Origin of the sequence: Mycolicibacter icosiumassiliensis (assembly GCF_900078685.2) — a bacterium.
GTDB classification, from domain to species: domain Bacteria; phylum Actinomycetota; class Actinomycetes; order Mycobacteriales; family Mycobacteriaceae; genus Mycobacterium; species Mycobacterium icosiumassiliensis.
Genome location: NZ_LT546197.1, coordinates 1 through 18808 on the forward strand (window position 1 = coordinate 1; position 18808 = coordinate 18808).

The following is an 18808-nucleotide window of genomic DNA, read 5'->3' on the forward strand; positions in this document are numbered from 1 at the left end:
GGTCGCTGGTACTGCTCCTGGGTACGGCCGGTCTGCGGTGGGGTGAAGCGGCAGCGCTGAGGGTGTCCGACGTGGATTTCCTGAAGCGACGGGTGGTGCTGCACGAGAACGCGGTGGCGGTCGGCTCCAAGACCCACGTGGGCACGCTTAAGTCGGGTAAGAGCCGCACGGTGGTGCTGCCGGCGTTCGTGGTCGACGAGCTGGCCAAGACGTGCCGGGGCAAGGGCCGTGACGAGCTGCTGTGGCCGTCCCGGTCGGGTGGGCACCTGGCCCCGCCGTCGTCGCACGATTCGTGGCTGTCGGGGGCGGTGGAGCGCTGCATGAAGGCCGCCGACGCGGCGCGCGCCAAGGAGATCAAGGCCAGCAAGGAAGGCGAGGCGACGACGCCGGTGTTCCCGCGGGTCACCGCCCACGCGCTGCGGCACACCGCGGCGTCCTTGGCGATCTCGGCCGGGGCCAACGTCAAGGTGGTGCAGCGGATGCTGGGGCACGCCAGCGCGGCCATGACGCTGGACGTGTACGCCGATCTTTTCGACGACGATCTCACCGCAGTTGCCGACAAGTTAGACGAGAGTGTGGGCAAAATGTGGGCACGGCGACCATCCGAGAGCGCACAGCAAAGCTCACCAACGCTCTGACCAGCATGTACACCTGCACAGCTACGCGGTGCCCCCAGTCGGACTCGAACCGACACTGGGCGGATTTTAAGAACGTACGACCGGCTTTTTGAGCGGGTCGGATAACCTCTGGTAGATGGCTTACCAGCTAACTCAAATACCAACTGCAACTGCTACTTTGATCCGTTCAGCACACGGCTACAGGTCGGTCGGGGTACGGCTGCGGTTCGGCTCCGATACGCCCCTGGCCGCCGGTGTGACGCCGGTGTGAGATCGGGATGTCGCGCTGGCTGCCACTGGGATGATTGTTACTGGCGTGGCGCATGATGCTTATACACCTAGAAAAATAGGCCGGGCCGTATTGACCTCTGGCGTGTCGTCATTGATTGTCGGATACCCCTTGGAACAATCGGCGGATGTCCAACCCCGCCGTGCTGCTCTACAACAACCTGGTGCATTGGAACCTACCGCCGGACAATCGTCGGAACGTGCCACCGCAGGCCAAAGCGACGCCTGCGAAGCACCGGGGGCTCACGACGAACTTCGATCATGCGCTGCGGATGCATGAGATCGCCTTGGGGTACATCGCTGAAATTCGAGAACTGCTCGATACATACGAGGCCGTGACCGGAACGGACGTTGACGAGTTCCGTCGCGAGTTGCCGAATTGGACGGCGATGGTGTTGTCGTACGACAACGGCTGGGGGCAAGCAAAGCTGTTCGATGAAAATTCACTGCGGTGGCTAAAGACCCTGGGCCCGATGCTCGCCCCTCTGGTGCCGGAGTTCACCGACGAGGACATCTCCGAAGTTGACAAGGGCCTGAAGGAACTGCTTGAGATCCTGAGGCAAGAGAAGACAATCGGGCGAGAACTGACGGTCTACCTGCTCAACCTCGTTAACCACATGAAGTGGGTGCTTGCAGACGCAAAGCTTCAGGGGGACTTCAAACTTGCCCGTGTAGTTACCCTCCTCAGGGATAGCGTCGCGACAGCCGATGAGGTCAGCACTACTCCTCAGCTGAAGCCGCTATACAAGCGCGTTTTGGACAAGTTCAAGCGCAAGGATGTGATCGTCGGCGCTTTTGAGATCGGCACCGCCGCAGCAAGAACCATCGATGCAGTGCAGAACGTGCTGCCACCAGGGGTTTTGGGCACTAGCGGCCAGTAGCCGCGCCCCTACTTGCCCCGGCACTTGGCACGGTGGGCTGATTGCTTCTTGGTGGCCATCGTGGGTTCCTCTCGTTGGCCAGCCGGGGCGGGCTGGAAAGGAGGACCACCCGCCCCGGCTGCGTCTGGGTCCGTTACCGGGCCACTTGGTCACCGGGATACCCGCGAGCCTCGTTAAGTGGCCGGCGCTTCTGCCGGGGCGTGAGCGATAGCCCGTGTAGCTCTACGCGCGGTGCTCGTGGCATGTACTGGCCGCCCATCGACGGCGGTAGCCCGTTGGCGTGCGGTGCTACTAGGCCCTCGCCCCACGACATCTCCGTGTCGCCGGTCCCGGCTTGGCCGGTCAGTGGGTCGCGTGAGCTGGCGTAGAACTGCTTTTTCCTGGGCGGTGGTTCCCGCCAAGGCTCCGGGGCATGAATGCCGGCCACGATTACGTCGCAATCGTCGTCGGCGCGGCGTAGCTGTTGTTCGTGGTGATCTGGCAGACCACCGCCGCGCCCCGGTGCCGAGTGCCCACGCCGAAACCCCTGGCGAAGAATGAATTTTGGATCGGATAGGGACCGGGGCCAGGGATGTGCCTCAACCCCTGATATTGCACCGCGACGTGCTGGCGGAAACCGACCGGGTTGGCATCGCTGTTCGGCCCTCCCGTCGCGACCAGGGCCGCGTACCCGACCGGCACGTAGTTCGACTGGATGAGCAACGCGGAGCCGTATGAACCCCACACCTGGAGGCCGTAAAGCTCGGCTGCGGGGATGGGGCCGTGAATGGTCTCGTTGGAGATCCATGCGGGCATCAAGGCGCTCGGAATGAAATCCCACTTCGGCAAGGGCGCTCCGTCGCGGTACTCAACACCGGCCCGCCATGCGGTCAATGCGGAGGCGTCAACATCCAACGGATTCATCAGCAGCAAAAGCGTTGCGCTGTTGCTAGTTCCGGGAAAGCCGTAACCGTGCTCTTGCACGTGATGAATCATTGCCTCGACATCTTGGGCGTCCAGGACCGTTGATCCGCTTACGAGATAGTGGCTGTGACTACCGGTGAATGTCTGCCCGAGATAGGGCGGGGGAACCATGCCGTCGGCGTTCCACAATCCGTAGCACGTGTGACCCCACTCGTTGAGCGCCGTCGCCGGGTCAAATAGCCTGCGGAGAACGCTGCCATTTACGTTCTTATTGTCTGCCTCAATGACACGCGTAACCTGCGCCTGAACTTGCTCAGCGGTGGCCTCGCGAAGGAACTTCCATGTCGCCCGCAAGCTGATGTCGTAGTCACGGAATGAATATCCAAGGCGCAGCACATCGCTCGGCGGGCGGATTGCGCGCGGAATGCCGAACTCTGTTGCTTCCTCGAACGAATCACTGCTGATGCTCTGGGGGATCGCGTCAGCGACATTGACCGTGCGGTAGCTAAGCAGGTTGGCGATGCTGGTCCGCTCGGCGTTGTACAGCTCAAGAACTTGCTGGACTTCTGCCCAAATATCATTGAGGTCAACACCATCTGCGGTCTGATTGACGAGCACATCGCCGTGGGTCGAAATGCCTTTAGCCATCGCGATCTCCTCAAGCTGTCCGTATTCGACCCGACGCTACTCGGTTAACACGTTGCGGGAGAGTCGATTAACGGTGCGACTACTTAACGAAAGACTTCCGGGGTAGTAGAGGGGTAGCTTCGATATAGACGCGGATACGTTGTCCGCCCGATGATTACGGAGATGTGAAATGGCCCGAACGCCAGCGATACCCAAACCGACCATAGACGGTGCAACGGCACCGACCAAGCTTGAGCTGTCGCCCGACCCCACCGTGAAGGGCAAGACGGGCGCGGTCGAGTGGTACCGGGATGTCATGGGGCTGAACAATGTCGGAATCGGACTAGTCACCAAGGCGACCAACGACCGGACGTTGCCGAGCTACAAGATCAGCGGAGCCATCTGGTACAGCACCGTCGATCTCTACAATTTCGTTCAGGGCATGAGGAGAACCGCATGAGCACGATCAACCCCGAACGCCGCGACTACCTGACGGCGAAGTACCCCGAACTGACCGCCCTCCGGCCCATGCACCCCGACGCCAACACCCAAGTCCGGGCGACTGACCGCGCTGAGCAGATCATCGCCAAGGCGTGGGGTGACCGGGCTGGCGACGGCGGGGTGTTGTTTGATCCGGCGCGGGTACGCGCCTTGGCTAAGCGAGCCGATGCCGCCGCAGCCGAATACCACCGCCGCGCGGCAAACGGTGAGCTGCGCTGGGATACCGGCGAAGGCCCGCGTGGCGACTACAACCCTGATGCCCCCGCCGAGCAAGGTGTAGTACGTATTTGGCGCATCGGCAGCAACCATGTGGATGTGGTGCGGGAACGCTGGCGCGACGCGCCTGGCCGGCGGTGGGGAACCGTTGACTATGCGGCGCTCTCCCTCGAACACTCGACGGAACAACTGGACCATCACAACTGCACGACCGAAGGTTGCGCTGGCGATTGCGACTTGCGGTGCACCGCGCACATCGCCGAGGCCTGCGGTGGGCCGACGCGGCTATTGCCGGTAGACCGGGGCACGCTGGTGTTGCTGTTCCGCGCGTGTGACGCCTGCCTGGCCAAGGCCGCGAGAGACGCGAGCACCAATACTCAGCTCGCAATCATGGCTGCCCACGAACGCGTGGCATTCAAACCCGCCCCCGCACAACCGACACGGCCAACGCCGACGTGGATGCGGTGGAGAACCGCGATCCGGCGATGGTTCAGACGGCGACTGTAGGGACCGCTGCCATGGCCGCTGGTGGCCTGCGAGCACCGGGCCGACGACCGGATAGGCCGGGCCTGGTCAGCCAGCGACATATGACGGTGGCAGAAGCGGCCCGCCGTTGGTAGCATGTTGCCATTCCGGGTTCGATGAGCCGGTGCACGAGACTAACGCGAATGATCCTCGGAACACTACCGGGGCGGGTGGGCACGTAACGTCACGGAGACGCACGCACGACATAGTCACGATGTCTTCGCCAAGCAACATTCAAAGCTGCTTGCCGCGAGGGCATCTTTTTTGTTTCTCCTGGCTTGCAGCGGAAACGCCGAGGAGGCAACAGAGGTGACTATTACAGCAACAGCCAGCGGGGAACTGCTTGCTCCTGGTGAGCGATTCGAGTGGGGTTACAAGGATGAACCTCCCCGGAGCCTAAGCGCGAACAGGGTGAATGGTATCTGGCTTGTCACCAAGATGGGCGCCTACGCCGACACCGCCGCGCTCACCGGCAAGTTGATCGAGATGGTCCAGCACCACGACCGCAATGGCCTGACGCAAGTCAGGTTGAGCCTCTGGGCACCGCCGTGGTAGTTGCCTAAACCCGTTCCGCCGCTGTTGCGTTCGCCGATCAGAAGATCGGCGGCGCGGCGGCGGTTCGGGTAGTATCCGAGTTCGGGCCGGTACTCTAGGCCCGGTCGAGCGGCGTCACCTTGGCGGGCAGATTACGCCGTTCATCAATCAACCAGAAACAGGAGCGCCGAACACCAATCCTGGTGCCGGTGTTGGTTTGTCCTGCCCTAGCCAGGGCGGGCGGCGACCCTGGAGTTGTTCGTGAATCACGATGATGACCCGCACTACGGCGACCCCGTACTCACCGAGCAGCAGCTATTCGAGTACCTGCGTCACGAGCGCGGACTGATCAGCGTCACCCGCAGAAGCGTGAAGGTTACGGTACAGCGGAGACAGATCAAAACCACGCAAATAAGTTGCAAAAACTGGTTTTCCAAGAAATCCGGTGACGACTGGATTGAGTCGTGCACTAGTCCCGTGCCTACGCGCTATACCGGAGCGAACACAGGCCGTGGCTCGAAAACCAATGCAGCCCAGTAAAAGGAAATCCCCGGCACACTGGCGGGCGCACCGGGGACTACCGAAGATACCTGACCTTGCTAGAGAGCAGGAGCGGTAGTGAATAGCCTACCTGAGGAAACAGTCCATCGAAAGCCACCGCCTAACAATGAGTTACACCTACCTGACGTTGACGGACTTTCGTTGTTGCAGGCCGCGATGGAGTATGCGGAGGCCGGTTGGTATGTGCTTCCGACCGATCCCGCTGATATCAAGAATCCCGGCAGTGTCGTGAAGGGCAAGTGGCATGAGAAGTCCAGCCGCGACCCCGAACAGATACGTCGGTGGTGGACCGCGAACCCGAACTATGGGATCGCGCTGCACTGTGGCCGGTCGGGTGCGGGTGTGTTCGACCTCGACATGGACAGCCTCAGCCGCATTGACGGGTATGGGCTTTCAGGTGTCGCGGATGCCCTTCGCGCCGCCGGGGCGGTTCAGGGAACACGGCGAGACGGTGACCGTGGGCACTACATGTTCCTGCTGCCCGACGACGGCAAGGAGTACGGGAACAGCGCGGGTGCTTTCACAGTCGCCGGTGAGTTCCGGGGCAAGAACGGCGTCATCATCGCCGCCCCCACACCCCACCCCGACGCTGAGACGAGGGGCGGTGAGTACCGACAGGTCAGGGCTGGACAGTTGGGGCCGCTACCCGACGTACTGCGTGAGTGCCTGTCCGAGGCCGGGGACACCGCCGACCCGCTGACCGATGCGGAGGTGGATGCGTTCCTCGATACCCATACGGGTGGCGGGTGCGGCCGGGAAAGTTGCCGACACACCATCGCCGGACAAGTCACTCAGCTACGGCAGCGCATCGCGGACGGCGCCAGCCGCCACGAGAGCCTAGTCAGCGTTGCGCCGTGGGCATTCACGGAAGCGATGGCCGGCTGTTATCCGGCGCGCGAAGCATTCGGCACGCTTCACCGGGTCTACGCCGAACACTTCGACCCCGACACCGAGCAGCAACGTATCGCGTCCCTGGGGGCCGAGTACATGCGCATCGTCCAGTGGGCGACGGCTGTCGCTGTCGCGGACCCCGACCGAGCACACCGCAACGATGTATCACCCACCGATGCCGAGCTTGAGACGTTCTGGTCGGCGCGGCCCGAGCTGATGCGGTTGCGCACGTTCGCGCGGGCACGTTGCGTGGGTCCGTGGTCGACGTTCGGTGCGGTTCTGGCGAGGGCAATCGCATCCATTCCACCCAACGTGGTGCTGCCGCCGACGATTGGATCCGAAGGGAGCTTGAATCTGTTCGTCGCCCTGGTGGCGCGGTCTGGATTCGGCAAGAACACTTCAGAAGCCGCAGCGGAGGATTTCGTGGCTGGTGAGACGCACGTGTTTGTGGCGACGCCAGGAAGTGGCGAGGGGATCCCCAAGCAGTACGCCTACAAGAAGAGGGCCGAGCAGATCAACCTGCGCAACGCGGTGATGCTCACCGTTGGCGAGGTCGACACCTTCGCAGCCCTCGTACACCGCAGCGCATCAACCCTCATGCCCGAGTTACGGAAGGCGTGGATGGGTGAGCGGCTGGGGTTCGGTTATGCGGATGCGGAGAAGGCCGTGGCGATCATGGCCCACCGCTACCGCATGACGATGCTCGTCGGGGTTCAGCCGGGCCGTGGGGGCGCGCTCTTGTAGGATGCCGACGGCGGCACGCCGCAACGATTCATCTGGTTGCCGACGACCGACCCTGATGCGCCGGATGAACCACCGGAAGAACCGGAACCCCTACGCCTGCCTGCGTGGCCGACACCAGGCGAACGACTCAACGCCAATCCCGAGCCATCCGACGACGGCGACGCTGACAGCGACGGTCAGTCGGTAAGACTGAAATTCGGTCCCACAGACCCGCACCAGTTGCACGTGCCGGTGGATAAGGCCGAGTTCCATGTGTTGGGTTTACCGCCGAGTGTTGTTGAGGCCGTGCGCGGGGAGCAGCGCGCGAAGCTGCGGGGTGAGGTATCGGAGGCCAAGGCGCTCGACGCACACGCGACCCTCGCACGTTTGAAGGTCGCGGTGGGGCTGATGTGGATGAACGGGCGTACCGACAAAGTCTCAGAAGAGGACTGGGAACTGTCCGGGGTCGTCATGGGTGTGTCGAACTCGGTGAGGGCCGAAGTGCAGGCCGCGCTGAGGTCGAACGCGGCGAAGTCGGACCGGGACCGCGGACGACGCGATGCAGACCGAGAGGTCGCCAAAACGGAACGATTGCATGAAGCCGATATTGCGCGTGTGGCCGAGCGAATCCGACACCTGCTGAGGGCCGAGAACGACCGGCCTAAGGCTGCGTTTCGACGGGACTTTGGCCGCGACAAACCGTACTTCGATGACGCCCTATCTCTGTTGGTTCGGGTAGGAGATGTTGATTTGCAACCTATTCCGGGCAAAGGCAATACGGCCAGGAGCATCCACCTAGTGGAGGGGCGATGACGCGACCGGTAGAGGGGGTACGAGGGGTACGGCGTACCCCCCGGTGCGCGAATAAGTTTGACCTAGGTGATCCTAAAACGCCTGGTTATCTGAAAACTACCAATCGCGGGACGTACGCGAGGCACGGGGTTTCTCGCCCGGTGGGGGGTACGCGTACCCCCGGTACCCCCCCTTGTGAATCGCCCTGGTTCTCCCGGAGGCTCGATCTATTGGATTTCGACCAGGTTCTGGTCGTTCCGTGATGCATCGTAGAACGCCGCTTCGAACTCGGTCGGCGGAACGTCGCTGAGGTAGCCGTGCAGGCGGCTGGTGTTGTGCCAGTGCACCCAGCTCAGGGTGGCCAACTCGACGTCCTCGACGGTCTTCCACGGCCCGGTACGTGCTGGCCCGTAGATCAGTTCGGCCTTGTAGTAGCCGTTCACGGTTTCGGCCAGGGCGTTGTCGAAGCTGTCCCCGACGGTGCCGATCGAGGGAGTCGCGCCGATCTCGGCGAGCCGTTCACCGTAGCGGATAGAAGTGAACTGCGACCCGGCGTCGGAATGACATACCAAGTACGGCAACAGGATTCCGCGTGACCAGCGGGCCATCTCGATCGCATCCAGCACCATCGTGGTGCGCATATGGGAGGCGACCCGCCACCCGACGATCATCCGGCTGAACGCGTCGATGAGGAAACAGACATAGGCCACCCCGGCCCAGGTCGGCACGAACGTCAGGTCGGTCACCCAGAGCTGGTTGGGAGCGGTAGCGGTGAACTGCCGTTTGACCAGATCGGGATGCCGCGTCGCCGCCGGATCTGCTTTGGTGGTCCGCACGCGCTTGCCGCGCCGCGCCCCACAGATCCCGGCTGCCCGCATCAGGCGGGCGACCTGATCGCGGCCCACGTCGTGGCCGGCCCTGCGTGCGGTTTTCCAGAGCTTGCGTGCCCCGTAGACGCGGTAGTTGTCCTCCCAGAACGCTCGCAGTACCGGACCCAGCACCGCGTCGCGGCAGGCCCGCGCCGACGGCTTGCGGGTTTTGGTGTCGTAGTAGGTGCTCGGGGCCACCGACACGCCTGCTTCACGCAGGACGGTGCAGATGGGCTCGACCCCGAACTCCTCGCGATTCGCGTCGATGAACGCGACTATTTGCGGTGTTGGCGGTCGAGCTCCGCCCCGAAGAAACTCGCTGCTCGTTTCAGAATCTCGTTGGCACGCTTCAGTTCTCGATTCTCCTGTTCGAGTTCCTTGATCCGCGCAATCTCAGCGGTGGACACCCCCGGTACATGCCCGTCGTCGATATCGGCCTGGCGCACCCAGGACCGGACCGACTCGACCCCGTAACCGAGCTGACGCGCCACCCGCGCCACCGTGCCCTGCTCGGTGCCCAGCTCAGTCCGCAACGTCCGGACCATCCGCACCGCGGCGGCCTTCTCCTCCGGGCCGTAACGGCGTGTCGTGGGCCTACCTGGCGACTGTTCCTTCGGCATACCTGCATCCTCGTTTCCAAGGTCAGGAGCCTCCGGGATTTCCAGGGCGATTCACGGCCCGGAACCCGATGAGATTGGAGAGACAGCGATGAAAGAAACCAATAACACCCGTAACCCATCGACCGCGCCTAAGGACCGCCGCGAAGCGACCACGGACTTCAAGAGCGGCGGGATGCGGTGTACTGCTAGAAGCTCGCGCACCGGCGAGCCATGTAAACGCCCACCCATGCTCGGCGGGAACGTCTGCTACCACCATGGCGGGGCAGCGCCGCAGGTTAAGGCCAAGGCGCAAAGGCGTTTAGAGCAGTCCTGCGACGCGCTCGTGCAAAAGCTCTTGGGTATGGCGCTGGACGGCGATGTGCCGGATCACGTCGCGCTCCAAGCGATTCGCGACGCCTTGGACCGTGCAATGGGCAAGGCGACGACAACCGTTGAGATCGGACCGAAGCCGGTCCAGCCCTACGAGGAGGTGCTCAACGACATCGTCGGGGTCGCACACATCACCCGCGCCGAGTCCCGCGCCCGTCAGGGCCTACCGCCCGACCCGCCGCACGCTCTGCCCGCCTCGGAGCCGATGGAGGTCGTGGACGCGGAACTCGTAGACGAGCCCGAGCATGGCCCTCGTGGGCGAGCGCCCGGTGATCGGCCCGAAGACCCCACGGGCACGGGCGCACCCCGTAGCGGCCCACCGAGCCGCCCGCCGGGCCGGGAGCTGGCGACGTTAGAGGACGCGACCGCCGACACCGCCCAAGCCAACAGGGCAGCCGCCCGAATAGGGCGGGTCCGACGAGTGCGCTGACAACAGTCAGATACCAGGCCAGGGCCTATTTAGCGGTTTGCTGGCGTAGCGTAAACGCCGTAGTGACCGTTTCGGCGGTTTAGGCGAAAACAGGAGGACCGATGACCCGACTACTCACCGCCCTCGCGGTCGCGGGCGCTGCGCTGGTAGCCCCAGCTATCGCAGCAGCGGACCCCGTGCCGTTCCCGTATTGCGCGTTCGACCCGACCGGTAACGCCGGGTCTTGGAGCGATTGGTGCTTGCCGGTCGGCCCGCAGCCGGGCCAGCCGGTCTGGGGTAACCCGAGCGGCACCGGTACCTACAACCAGCCGGACATGCCCTGGGAAACCGCGACCAGCCCCACCACCGGTAACACCGTCAACCCGTTCGCGCCTGGCGGGAGCATGTGGTGACCGGGAACCCGAAGCCGCTGCGCGTCGTCGGGTACGTACGGGTCTCCACCGCGAAGCAAGGCGACACCGGCCACGGCCTCGGCGCGCAACACGAAGCCCTGGAACACTTCTGCGCTACCCACGGCTACGAGCTGCTGACCGTAACCAGCGATGTGGTCAGCAGCGGGGCGACAGATCGCATGTACGGCAGGGAAGTTGCGATAGCAGCTATCGAGTCCGGTGTGGCCGATGCGCTGCTGGTGCGGGCACTCGACCGCGCGACCCGCGATCAGGAGGACGCCGCGAAGCTGTTCAAGCGCGCCGAGCGCAACGCATGGCGGTTGATGGACTGCGACAAGGCCGACAGCGGAGACTCCAGCCAGCGCCTACTCGCGGACATTCGCATCGCGGTAGCCGCTGAGGAACGCCGCAAGATCAGCGAACGCACCCGCGAAGGTCTCGCCAAAGCCCGCAAGGCAGGTAAGCGCCTTGGCCGCCCACCACAAGTAGTCCCCGCCCTGGCCGAGCAGATCACACACATGCACACCCGCGACGGGCTGAGCGCCAACATGATCGCCCGCCAGCTCACCGAGCGCGGGGTACCCGCACCACGCGGTGGGGCGCGGTGGTACCCGACGACGGTTGCGGACATCCTCAAGCGCGCCAACACCAACGGGGCAGCAGCATGACGAAATTCAAGGTGGGCGACAAGGTGCGCCTGCTGGCGGAGGGCGAGCTGTTTCCGGTCGGAGAAATCGGCACCGTCGTGGAGGTCTTCACCGATGGCGACGAGCCGGTGTACTACGTACGTTTCCGCCCCGACGATTACGCCCACTTCCACAACTTCGGCCACCACCTAGACAACGAGTTGGAACCGGAGTGACTGCCCCACGCCGTAGCTCGCGGGCGTTGGTTCGGCGGACCCCGCTCGGTGTCCCGTACGCCGCACCTACACCGATGCCAAGCCCACCCCGGTACGTCGCCGCCGAACAAGCCCCGCAGCCACGCAGCGGCCAGAGCGGCCCGCCGGAACCGTCACCAGAGCGAGCGCCCAACCGTCGCCCGAAACTCACCGAGGACGACGTGCGCGAGATTCGCGCGGACTACGCGGCGGGGCGCTGGGGCGTGAATGACTTGGCGGACATCTACGGCGTGACCCAGCCGACCATGAGCGCCGTAGTCCACCGGCGCACCTGGCGACACGTCACCGACCAACCAACCGAAGGGAATTGACCAATGGCCTACATCCGCGCCCATGACACCAAGCAGAAGCGCAAGGGCAAAACCGTTAAGCGGTATGTGGTCGCATGGCGAGAGCCCGCGACCGACGCCGCCACGGGGTTGCCCACGGGCAGGCAGCGCGCCCGCCAGGAATCATTCACCACCCGTGAGGCTGCCCAGGGACGCCGGGACGAGTTGAACCACGCCAAGCACGGCACCGGCGGGACAGCCGCCCTGGCCGACGCAAAGAAGGCCGGGCAGTTGACCTTTGCCCACTATGCGGCGGCATGGCTCGACCAGCAGGCCGTGAAGGTCAGCCAGGGCAAGCTCAAGGAGCGCACGGCCGATGAGTACGGACGGCTGTTGCGGTGTTATGTGCTGGGGGAACTCGGCGGGTCCGCGATAGCTGCGATTACGGGCACGCGCTGTGAGCAGCTGCTAGCCGCCCTGGTCCGGCAGGCCTCCACACAAGGCGACGGAAAACCGCTCACCCCAGGCACGGTCAAGCACGCTTGGGACGTGACGCGGCGGGTGTTCAAGTACGCCGTGCAGCACAAGGCGATTCCGGCGAACCCATGCGACGCCGTGGACTTCGCGGCGAGCCGCGCAACCGGCGACCACACCGGCTTTGAGCACTACCCGCTCGCCGCCGAACAGGTTGGGGCGCTGAGTGCGGCTATCGCGGGCATCCCGCCTGCTGGCTACACCGGCCCGGCGCTACCGGCCTACCCGGTGTACGCGTTGATGGTGGAGTTCATGGCCTACACGGGATTGCGGGCGGCGGAGGTGGCCGGCCTTGAGGTCCGCGATCTGAAGTTCTTACCTGGCCCGCGATGCTCGGTGAAGGTCCAACGAATCAAGGACCGCGACGGCGGCGAATGGGTCATCGGCAACCCCAAGTCCAAGAAGTCGCGGCGCACGGTGCCGCTGCCGGGGTGGTTGGCGGAGCGGATGGTGGCGTACCTCGCGGAGCACCCCCGCGCCCCCGAGCCGACCGCGCCGTTGTGGCCGTCGCGGAAGAACGGCGGCGGGTACCGCGCGACCGGGCAGCGGTACGCGGTGCCGCTGGATTGGTCACAGCCGCTGGCGATGGGGACGTTTTACGACACGATCCTCAAGCCCGCCTTGGAAGCGATCGGGCTACCGGCGAGCCGACCCGCCTACAAGGCCAAAGACGACACCCTGGTCCCCGCGGTTCGCGGGGTACGGCTCCACGACCTCCGCCACACCTTCGCCGTGCTCCAGCTGTCGGCGGGCGTCCACTTCATGCAGGTGTCGAAGTGGCTAGGCCATTCGACCTACACCCTGACGTTGGACGTGTACGGCGACTACATACCGGAGCAAGACGGCGGGGCGCTGAACACCCTGCCCGAGCCACCGGCCCCGGCGAAACCAGCCCCGGCGGCGGGGAACGTGGTGCCCCTTTTTGGGTAGAGCGATAGATCAGTTAGGCAAGCCCCCAGTACCGCTCAAGGTCGGCAATTTCTGTGGCTAACGCATCGGCAGCTTCACGGTCACAGTAAATGTGATTACCACTGCGGAGCTTCGCCGTCTGGCCGGTCGCAGGTAGGTGCGGCCGGAGGCTTTGAAACCAAGGCGCGCTTACGATGTTCGGTTCAGGTAGGAGCTCGAAACTGGCTGGCTTCGATGGGCGCCTGTCGATGGCATCCCATTTCTCGAACTCCGCATGGGATGCGGCCAACCCTTCTCGCCACTCGCGTATCTGCCGAACGCGCTCAGCGCGCTGAGCAGCAAGTTTGTCAGCTTCGCGCTGCGCCGCCTCGCGTTGCCGCTGAGCCTCTGTCTCGGCTGTGTCGAGCTCCCGTTGCGCCGCCTTCTCGGCGGCATCGTGTTCCCGTACCGCCTTGGCCTCTGCTGCCTCGTCCCTGCGTCTTTCGGCGTCGGCTAGCCGTTGTTGCTTGCCCTCCGTCGCCGCCTTCGCCCAATTACCCAGGACGGCCCCGAGAGCAACGATGGCGGCACCGCCGCCGGTGCCGATAACGCCAATCCAAGCAGAGTCCAGAGCCATGCCGTCATCGTCTCATCGAGCACCGACATCGTTCAGACGTGTCGGCGGGGTGTGTCGCTCGCGGGCAGCCCCTGATAGCAGAAGAGGCACGGAGCACCGGTGGCGGCGCTCGACGTGCCTCTTCTCAAGCCTAGGCGGGAATCGAACCCGCGACCTCCCGGTTCGAACCGGTGCGCTCTATCCACTGAGCTACTAGGGCATGAAGCTCTCACAGAGTATCAACCGGCCCGCGAGTGCCCGGGCGTGTCGCAGGAGCGTGTCTCGGTTTCTCCGTTCGGACTGGCAGTTTCAGCGCTGTGGCGGGGAGCATAGTCAACTTGTTTGAGCAATCGTTGGGCCCGCCGCCATCGCCTGTACTCAAGCCCCTCACGAGTCACGAACGCCACTATGACCATGAAGGCATAGAGGAAGAAGTGCCTCACCATGAACTCTATGAACGAGTAGCTGTCGCCATTGGGCATATGCCAACGGAGGATGCCATCCTCACCTCGGCGAAAGCTAAAACCGCCATTGATGATGATGACAGCATCGAACACGACAAAAGTGACGACAGTTGTCGGAAAGAACACCAGAGCCAGCACCCGCCAGCGGGACGGACCCTCGACGCCCAATCGTTCGACACGCTGCTCTATACGCGTCAGCAACCGGGCCTTGGTCTCGCTGTCGGGCAATTCTGACCACACCGCAAGATCACCCTTGATCTTTTCGGGCAGGCTACGTCGCGCCAGCCATTCGCTGACGGCGCTGCCCGCTGCAACGGTTCCGACAAGGCCGATGACCGCGATGACGAGAGCTATCACGCCGTCATCGTCCCACCGCGCACCGACAGATTCCGGTAGCTACGCCACGTCAAGCTGCCGGGGGCTAGGTCTCCCGCTCGCCGGTGTGACGCCGGTGTGAAGCCCACCGGCGAGCTACCCGACCGAACCAATAAGTCATCTACCAGCACAAACACAGTGCCCCCAGTCGGACTCGAACCGACACTGTGCGGATTTTAAGTCCGCTGCCTCTGCCAATTGGGCTATGGGGGCTCGCGGCGAATCTAACGCGACGGCCTCGCCAGCGCCCTACCGGCACTCCGAGTAGAGGAAGAAATCAGGCGTGCTCGGGGCAGTAGTTCTGCGCGGCGATCCGGGCGAACTCCGCGGCACGCTGCAGCGTGAAGCCGGGGTTGGTGGTCTGCACGGCGACCACGGTGTCCATCGGGGTCAGTCCGGCGTCCATCAGCTGGCACACCGAGTGCCCGGCCGAGATGGCCACCTGGTCCGAGCCCTTGTGGCTCAAGCCGGCCCCGCTCAGCTGGGTGAGGAAGGCGGCGTCACTGCCGACCGGCTCTGCGTGCGCCGGGGCCGCCAGACCGACCATGGCGGTGATGCCCGCCAGCAGCAGAAACCGTTTCATAGCTCTTAGTGTGCTGAGTGTTCGTTAATAACGTGTTACGCACCGTTTACTCCGTCGGATCCGAATGTTAAATCCGTGTTACCGACCCCGCACCGCACTCAACCGAGCCCCAACAGTATTGCCCGCCAAGGACTAAAAAGGCTGCCCATCAAGCCAATTGACAGCTAGCCGTAGGGATCTTCAATGGCGGCGGCCATGCCCAGCGCGTCACTGTGAGCTAGGCCACCCCACCGCGCCGCGAAAGCCCTTTGGCGAGCACCCAATAGCGCCACGCACGGCTTTTGTGTCGACGGCTTCGCCCGGCTTCGGGCACGCGCGATCGTGGCGCCCCACACACCGCCGACGCGCCTTGACTCAGCTGATGTAAAGAGTTCCGACATCGCGGTTAAAAAGCGGTTAACCAGCTTTCACAATCGCCCAGTCATACGCAACGGTAGTGCCAGGAGCCGATTCGTCACCGGGCTCTGTAAGGAGAATCCGATGTCTTTCGTGACCACCCAGCCGGAGGCGCTGGCGTCCGCGGCCAGCACCCTGCAGGCGATCGGCGCGGCCCTCAACGCCCAGAGCGCCGCGGCGTCCGCGCCGACCACCGGCGTCGTCCCCGCGGCCGCTGACGAGGTCTCGGCGCTGACCGCCGCGCAGTTCGCCGCGCACGCCAGCCTCTACCAGACGGTTGCCACGCAGGCGTCCGCCATTCACGAGCTGTTCGTGGCCACGCTCAAGAGCAGCTCCGAGTCGTACGCGGCCACCGAGGCCGCGAACGCGGCCGCGGCGGGTTAGGCGGACATCATGTGGGATTACGGAGCACTGCCCCCCGAGATCAACTCCGGGCGCATCTACACCGGACCGGGGTCGACGCCGATGATGACGGCCGCCGCAGCTTGGCGCGCGCTGGCCGCCGAGCTGTCCGCGGCCGCCCACTCCTATGAGACGGTGGTCTCCGAGTTGTCCGGCGAGGAATGGCTTGGCCCGGCTTCGTCATCGATGGCCGCAGCCGCAGCGCCCTACATCGCCTGGATGAATGACACCGCCGCACTGGCCGAGCAGGCCGCAGCCTTGGCCACGTCGGCCGCCGCTGCCTTCGAGACGGCGCGAGCGGCCACCGTGCCCCCGGCGACGGTCGCCACCAACCGGGTGCAGCAGGCCGCACTGGTGTCCACCAACATTTTGGGCATCAACACCCCTGCCATCGCAGCCCTGGACGCCCTCTACGCGCAGATGTGGGCCCAAGACGCCGCCGCGATGTACGGCTACGCCAGCGGCTCGGCGGCCGCGACGCAAGTCACCCCGTTCAACGAGCCGGCCCAGAACACCAATCCGGCCGGGCTGGCCAACCAGGGCGCGGCGGTCACCCAGGCCGGCGGCAGCAGCACCGCCAACAGCACCGCGCAGACGGCGCAGATGATCTCGTCGCTGCCGAACGCCCTGCAAAGCATGGCCTCGCCGGCAGCGTCCACCGACTGGATCGAGCAGGTCATCGAGTTCCTCTACAACGACCCGGTGAACGGCTACGCGTTCATGTTCGGCACCCCGCTGTACAGCCTGTTCAACACCGCGGGCACCGGCGCGGCCTTCATCCCGTCGGCGCTGCTGCCAAGCCTCATCGGTTTCATGACCGGCGGTGGCTTCAGCGGCGCTAGCGGCAGTGCACTGGGAAGCGGTCTGGGAGCGGCATTGAGCCCCGGTGGTGCCCTCGGCGCCCTGGGCGCGCTCGGTGGCGGACTGTCCAGCGGCGTCAGCAGCGCGTTCGGGGTCAGCTCGGTCACCCCGGCCGTCACCGCCACCATGGGCAAGGCCTCGCTGGTTGGGACGTCGTTCTCGGCGCCGGCGGGCTGGTCGGCAGCCACGCCTGGCGCTGCGGCCCTGACCAGCGGACCCGGCGGCTGGGCGGTCCCCTCGGAGACCCACAACAACATGGCCTCCATGCCCCCTCCAGTGCCGACCGGCGTCGGGCGGCAAGGCATGAACTACGGCACGCCGCGCTACGGGTTCCGGCCCAAATTCATGCCCAAGCCGATGGTGGTCTAGGAGCAACGATGATCGACTACGCACTGCTGTCGCCGGAGATCAACTCCGGGCGTCTGTACGCCGGTCCCGGCTCCACGCCGATGATGACGGTCGCCTCCGCCTGGCGCGGACTGGCCGCGGAGATCTCCTCGGCGTTGACGTCGTACGAAACGACGATCACCCAACTCGCCGACGAAGAGTGGATGGGCCCGGCATCGGCCTCGATGAGCGCCGCCACCAAGCCTTATCTGACGTGGATGGCCGACACCGCGACCAAGGCCGAGCAGGCGGCCACCCAGGCCACCGCCGCAGCGGCTGCGTTCGAGGCGGCCCACGCGGCCACCCCTCCCCCGGCGGTCATCGCCGCCAATCGCGCGCAACAGAAGCAACTGGTGGCGACCAACGTGGTCGGCCAGAACTCGGCCGCGATCATGGCAAGCGACGCACAGTATTTCGAGATGTGGGCCCAAGCCACCGATGTCATGTACAGCTATGCCGCGTCCTCGGCGGTAGCGACCAAGGTGACACCCTTCAGCGAGCCCAACCAGACCACGAACCCCGACGGAACAGCCAACCAGGCCGCCGCGGTCGGACAGGCCAACGGCAACACCGCCAGCAGCAACGCCGCGCAGACGGCGCAGGCGATTTCGTCGCTGCCGAACACGCTGCAGACGATGACCTCGCCGGGCACCGCCGACGCCGGTCTGCCCCCGCCGACGCTCGCCGGATTGCTCGAAGCTATCGGTCGGAACGCGTCGATCAATGGTGTGGTGTCCCTGGTGACTTACCCGCTCAACGGCCTGATGAGCTTCACCGGAACCACCGCGGGATTCACCCCGGCCAGTTTGATCCCGACCATGACCACGTTCTTCTCCGGCGGCGGTTTCAACGCCCTCGGCGGTGGTGCGGCAGGCGCCGGCATCGGCGCCCTGCTGGCCCCCGGTGGTCCGCTGAGCAGCCTGGGAGCGTTGGGCGGCGCGTCGGCGTTCACCGCGAGCGCGCAGACCGTGACGGCCGGCGTCGGGCAGGCCACCCTGGTCGGCGAATTGTCCACGCCGGCGACGTGGGCCGCAGCCGCTCCCGCCGCCAGTGCCGTCGACACGGCCCACGCCTTGCAGGCCAGCAGCTGGGCCGCCGCCCCCGAAGAGATCGAGTCCATGGCGGCCATGCCCGGCGGGATGCCGATGGGCGCCGAACGCGGCGGCTTCGGTCTGAGCACCCCGCGGTACGGCTTCAAGCCGACCGTGATGGCCCGTCCGGTAGTTGCCGGATAAAAACCCCTCACCACAAAACGGAACCGCAACAAAGGAGACAGAGCAGTGGCAACACGTTTTATGACTGATCCGGACGCGATGCGTTCGATGGCGGGCCGTTTTGATGTGCATGCGCAGACGGTGGAGGACGAGGCTCGTCGGATGTGGGCGTCGTCGAC

General features: G+C 64.8%; 21 protein-coding genes, 1 tRNA gene, 1 pseudogene and 1 other annotated feature. Of the genes and pseudogenes, 17 read left to right on the plus strand and 6 right to left on the minus strand.

All coding sequences use genetic code 11. The features are described 5' to 3' along the window. Together BN4346_RS46895 and BN4346_RS46900 are read left to right on the plus strand one after the other, a co-directional pair. Window positions 1-638: tyrosine-type recombinase/integrase (locus BN4346_RS46895; RefSeq protein ID WP_154677703.1), on the plus strand; the 638-nt coding region annotated here is incomplete at its 5' end. Window positions 639-1033: 395 nt separating this feature from the next. Next, complete coding sequence (locus BN4346_RS46900) at window positions 1034-1786, plus strand: hypothetical protein (RefSeq protein WP_067977091.1); 753 nt, start codon at window positions 1034-1036, stop codon at window positions 1784-1786. Window positions 1787-2215: 429 nt separating this feature from the next. Here BN4346_RS46900 and BN4346_RS46905 read toward each other — a convergent pair whose 3' ends face one another. Beyond that, window positions 2216-3337, minus strand: coding sequence for a hypothetical protein (locus BN4346_RS46905; RefSeq protein WP_067977092.1), 1122 nt, complete (start codon window positions 3335-3337; stop codon window positions 2216-2218). A gap of 169 nt (window positions 3338-3506) precedes the next feature. On the opposite strand from BN4346_RS46905, the gene BN4346_RS46910 reads away from it, so the two are divergent. The 5 genes from BN4346_RS46910 to BN4346_RS46930 all read left to right on the plus strand — a co-directional run bounded on the left by BN4346_RS46910 (window position 3507) and on the right by BN4346_RS46930 (window position 8080). Further along, a complete protein-coding gene (locus BN4346_RS46910) occupies window positions 3507-3776 on the plus strand; it encodes a hypothetical protein (RefSeq protein ID WP_067977093.1) in 270 nt (89 codons plus the stop codon). After that, window positions 3773-4540, plus strand: a complete 768-nt coding sequence (locus BN4346_RS46915) for a hypothetical protein (RefSeq protein ID WP_067977094.1) — start codon at window positions 3773-3775, stop codon at window positions 4538-4540. The genes BN4346_RS46910 and BN4346_RS46915 overlap by 4 nt, the downstream gene beginning before the upstream one ends. 429 nt (window positions 4541-4969) lie before the next feature. Then, window positions 4970-5113, plus strand: coding sequence for a hypothetical protein (locus BN4346_RS47980; protein WP_154677704.1), 144 nt, complete (start codon window positions 4970-4972; stop codon window positions 5111-5113). A gap of 696 nt (window positions 5114-5809) precedes the next feature. Beyond that, window positions 5810-7288 carry a bifunctional DNA primase/polymerase gene (locus BN4346_RS46925; RefSeq protein ID WP_067977095.1) on the plus strand — a complete coding sequence of 493 codons (1479 nt, stop codon included), beginning with the start codon at window positions 5810-5812 and terminating at the stop codon, window positions 7286-7288. A gap of 36 nt (window positions 7289-7324) precedes the next feature. Next, window positions 7325-8080 carry a hypothetical protein gene (locus BN4346_RS46930; protein ID WP_154677705.1) on the plus strand — a complete coding sequence of 252 codons (756 nt, stop codon included), beginning with the start codon at window positions 7325-7327 and terminating at the stop codon, window positions 8078-8080. Window positions 8081-8286: 206 nt separating this feature from the next. Here the strand turns inward: BN4346_RS46930 and BN4346_RS46935 are convergent. Next, a protein-coding gene (locus BN4346_RS46935) for an IS3 family transposase (RefSeq protein ID WP_096867775.1) occupies window positions 8287-9548 on the minus strand; the annotation gives its coding sequence in 2 pieces (ribosomal slippage) (window positions 8287-9245 and window positions 9245-9548; 1263 coding nt in all). Then, window positions 9118-9249 (minus strand) — a sequence feature (AL1L pseudoknot). Its footprint overlaps the gene before it by 132 nt. Before the next feature lie 340 nt (window positions 9549-9888). Between BN4346_RS46935 and BN4346_RS46940 the strand changes: the two genes are divergently transcribed. The 6 genes from BN4346_RS46940 (at window position 9889) to BN4346_RS46960 (ending at window position 13373) form a co-directional block, all read left to right on the plus strand. Beyond that, window positions 9889-10347 carry a hypothetical protein gene (locus tag BN4346_RS46940; protein ID WP_154677706.1) on the plus strand — a complete coding sequence of 153 codons (459 nt, stop codon included), beginning with the start codon at window positions 9889-9891 and terminating at the stop codon, window positions 10345-10347. Window positions 10348-10448: 101 nt separating this feature from the next. Beyond that, complete coding sequence (locus tag BN4346_RS46945; RefSeq protein ID WP_067977098.1) at window positions 10449-10739, plus strand: hypothetical protein; 291 nt, start codon at window positions 10449-10451, stop codon at window positions 10737-10739. Beyond that, a complete protein-coding gene (locus BN4346_RS46950) occupies window positions 10736-11407 on the plus strand; it encodes a recombinase family protein (protein WP_235653837.1) in 672 nt (223 codons plus the stop codon). The genes BN4346_RS46945 and BN4346_RS46950 overlap by 4 nt, the downstream gene beginning before the upstream one ends. Beyond that, window positions 11404-11601, plus strand: a complete 198-nt coding sequence (locus BN4346_RS46955) for a hypothetical protein (protein WP_067977099.1) — start codon at window positions 11404-11406, stop codon at window positions 11599-11601. Before BN4346_RS46950 ends, BN4346_RS46955 begins: the two co-directional genes overlap by 4 nt. Before the next feature lie 74 nt (window positions 11602-11675). Beyond that, entirely contained in the window at window positions 11676-11951 is a 276-nt protein-coding gene (locus tag BN4346_RS47985) for a helix-turn-helix domain-containing protein (protein ID WP_154677707.1), read from the plus strand. 3 nt (window positions 11952-11954) lie between these two features. Beyond that, window positions 11955-13373, plus strand: a complete 1419-nt coding sequence (locus BN4346_RS46960) for a tyrosine-type recombinase/integrase (protein ID WP_067977100.1) — start codon at window positions 11955-11957, stop codon at window positions 13371-13373. A 13-nt stretch (window positions 13374-13386) separates the two neighbouring features. Here BN4346_RS46960 and BN4346_RS46965 read toward each other — a convergent pair whose 3' ends face one another. The 4 genes from BN4346_RS46965 to BN4346_RS46985 form a co-directional block, all read right to left on the minus strand. Next, window positions 13387-13968, minus strand: a complete 582-nt coding sequence (locus BN4346_RS46965; RefSeq protein WP_067977101.1) for a hypothetical protein — start codon at window positions 13966-13968, stop codon at window positions 13387-13389. 218 nt (window positions 13969-14186) lie between these two features. Beyond that, on the minus strand, window positions 14187-14768 hold the full coding sequence (locus BN4346_RS46975) for a hypothetical protein (RefSeq protein WP_067977102.1): 582 nt from the start codon (window positions 14766-14768) through the stop codon (window positions 14187-14189). 157 nt (window positions 14769-14925) lie between these two features. Further along, a tRNA-Leu gene (locus BN4346_RS46980) sits at window positions 14926-14999 on the minus strand. Window positions 15000-15063: 64 nt separating this feature from the next. Further along, window positions 15064-15369: a DUF732 domain-containing protein gene (locus BN4346_RS46985; protein ID WP_067977103.1), complete on the minus strand. Its 306-nt coding sequence runs from the start codon at window positions 15367-15369 to the stop codon at window positions 15064-15066. Window positions 15370-15849: 480 nt separating this feature from the next. Between BN4346_RS46985 and BN4346_RS46990 the strand changes: the two genes are divergently transcribed. The 4 genes and pseudogenes from BN4346_RS46990 to BN4346_RS47005 all read left to right on the plus strand — a co-directional run. Beyond that, the gene (locus BN4346_RS46990) at window positions 15850-16149 is read left to right on the plus strand and encodes a PE family protein (RefSeq protein ID WP_067977104.1); all 300 of its coding nucleotides are present in this window, start codon (window positions 15850-15852) and stop codon (window positions 16147-16149) included. Window positions 16150-16158: 9 nt separating this feature from the next. Next, a complete protein-coding gene (locus BN4346_RS46995) occupies window positions 16159-17397 on the plus strand; it encodes a PPE family protein (protein WP_067977105.1) in 1239 nt (412 codons plus the stop codon). An 11-nt stretch (window positions 17398-17408) separates the two neighbouring features. Continuing rightward, on the plus strand, window positions 17409-18650 hold the full coding sequence (locus BN4346_RS47000) for a PPE family protein (protein WP_407695175.1): 1242 nt from the start codon (window positions 17409-17411) through the stop codon (window positions 18648-18650). A gap of 45 nt (window positions 18651-18695) precedes the next feature. After that, a pseudogene (locus BN4346_RS47005) lies at window positions 18696-18808 on the plus strand (WXG100 family type VII secretion target); the annotation flags it as partial.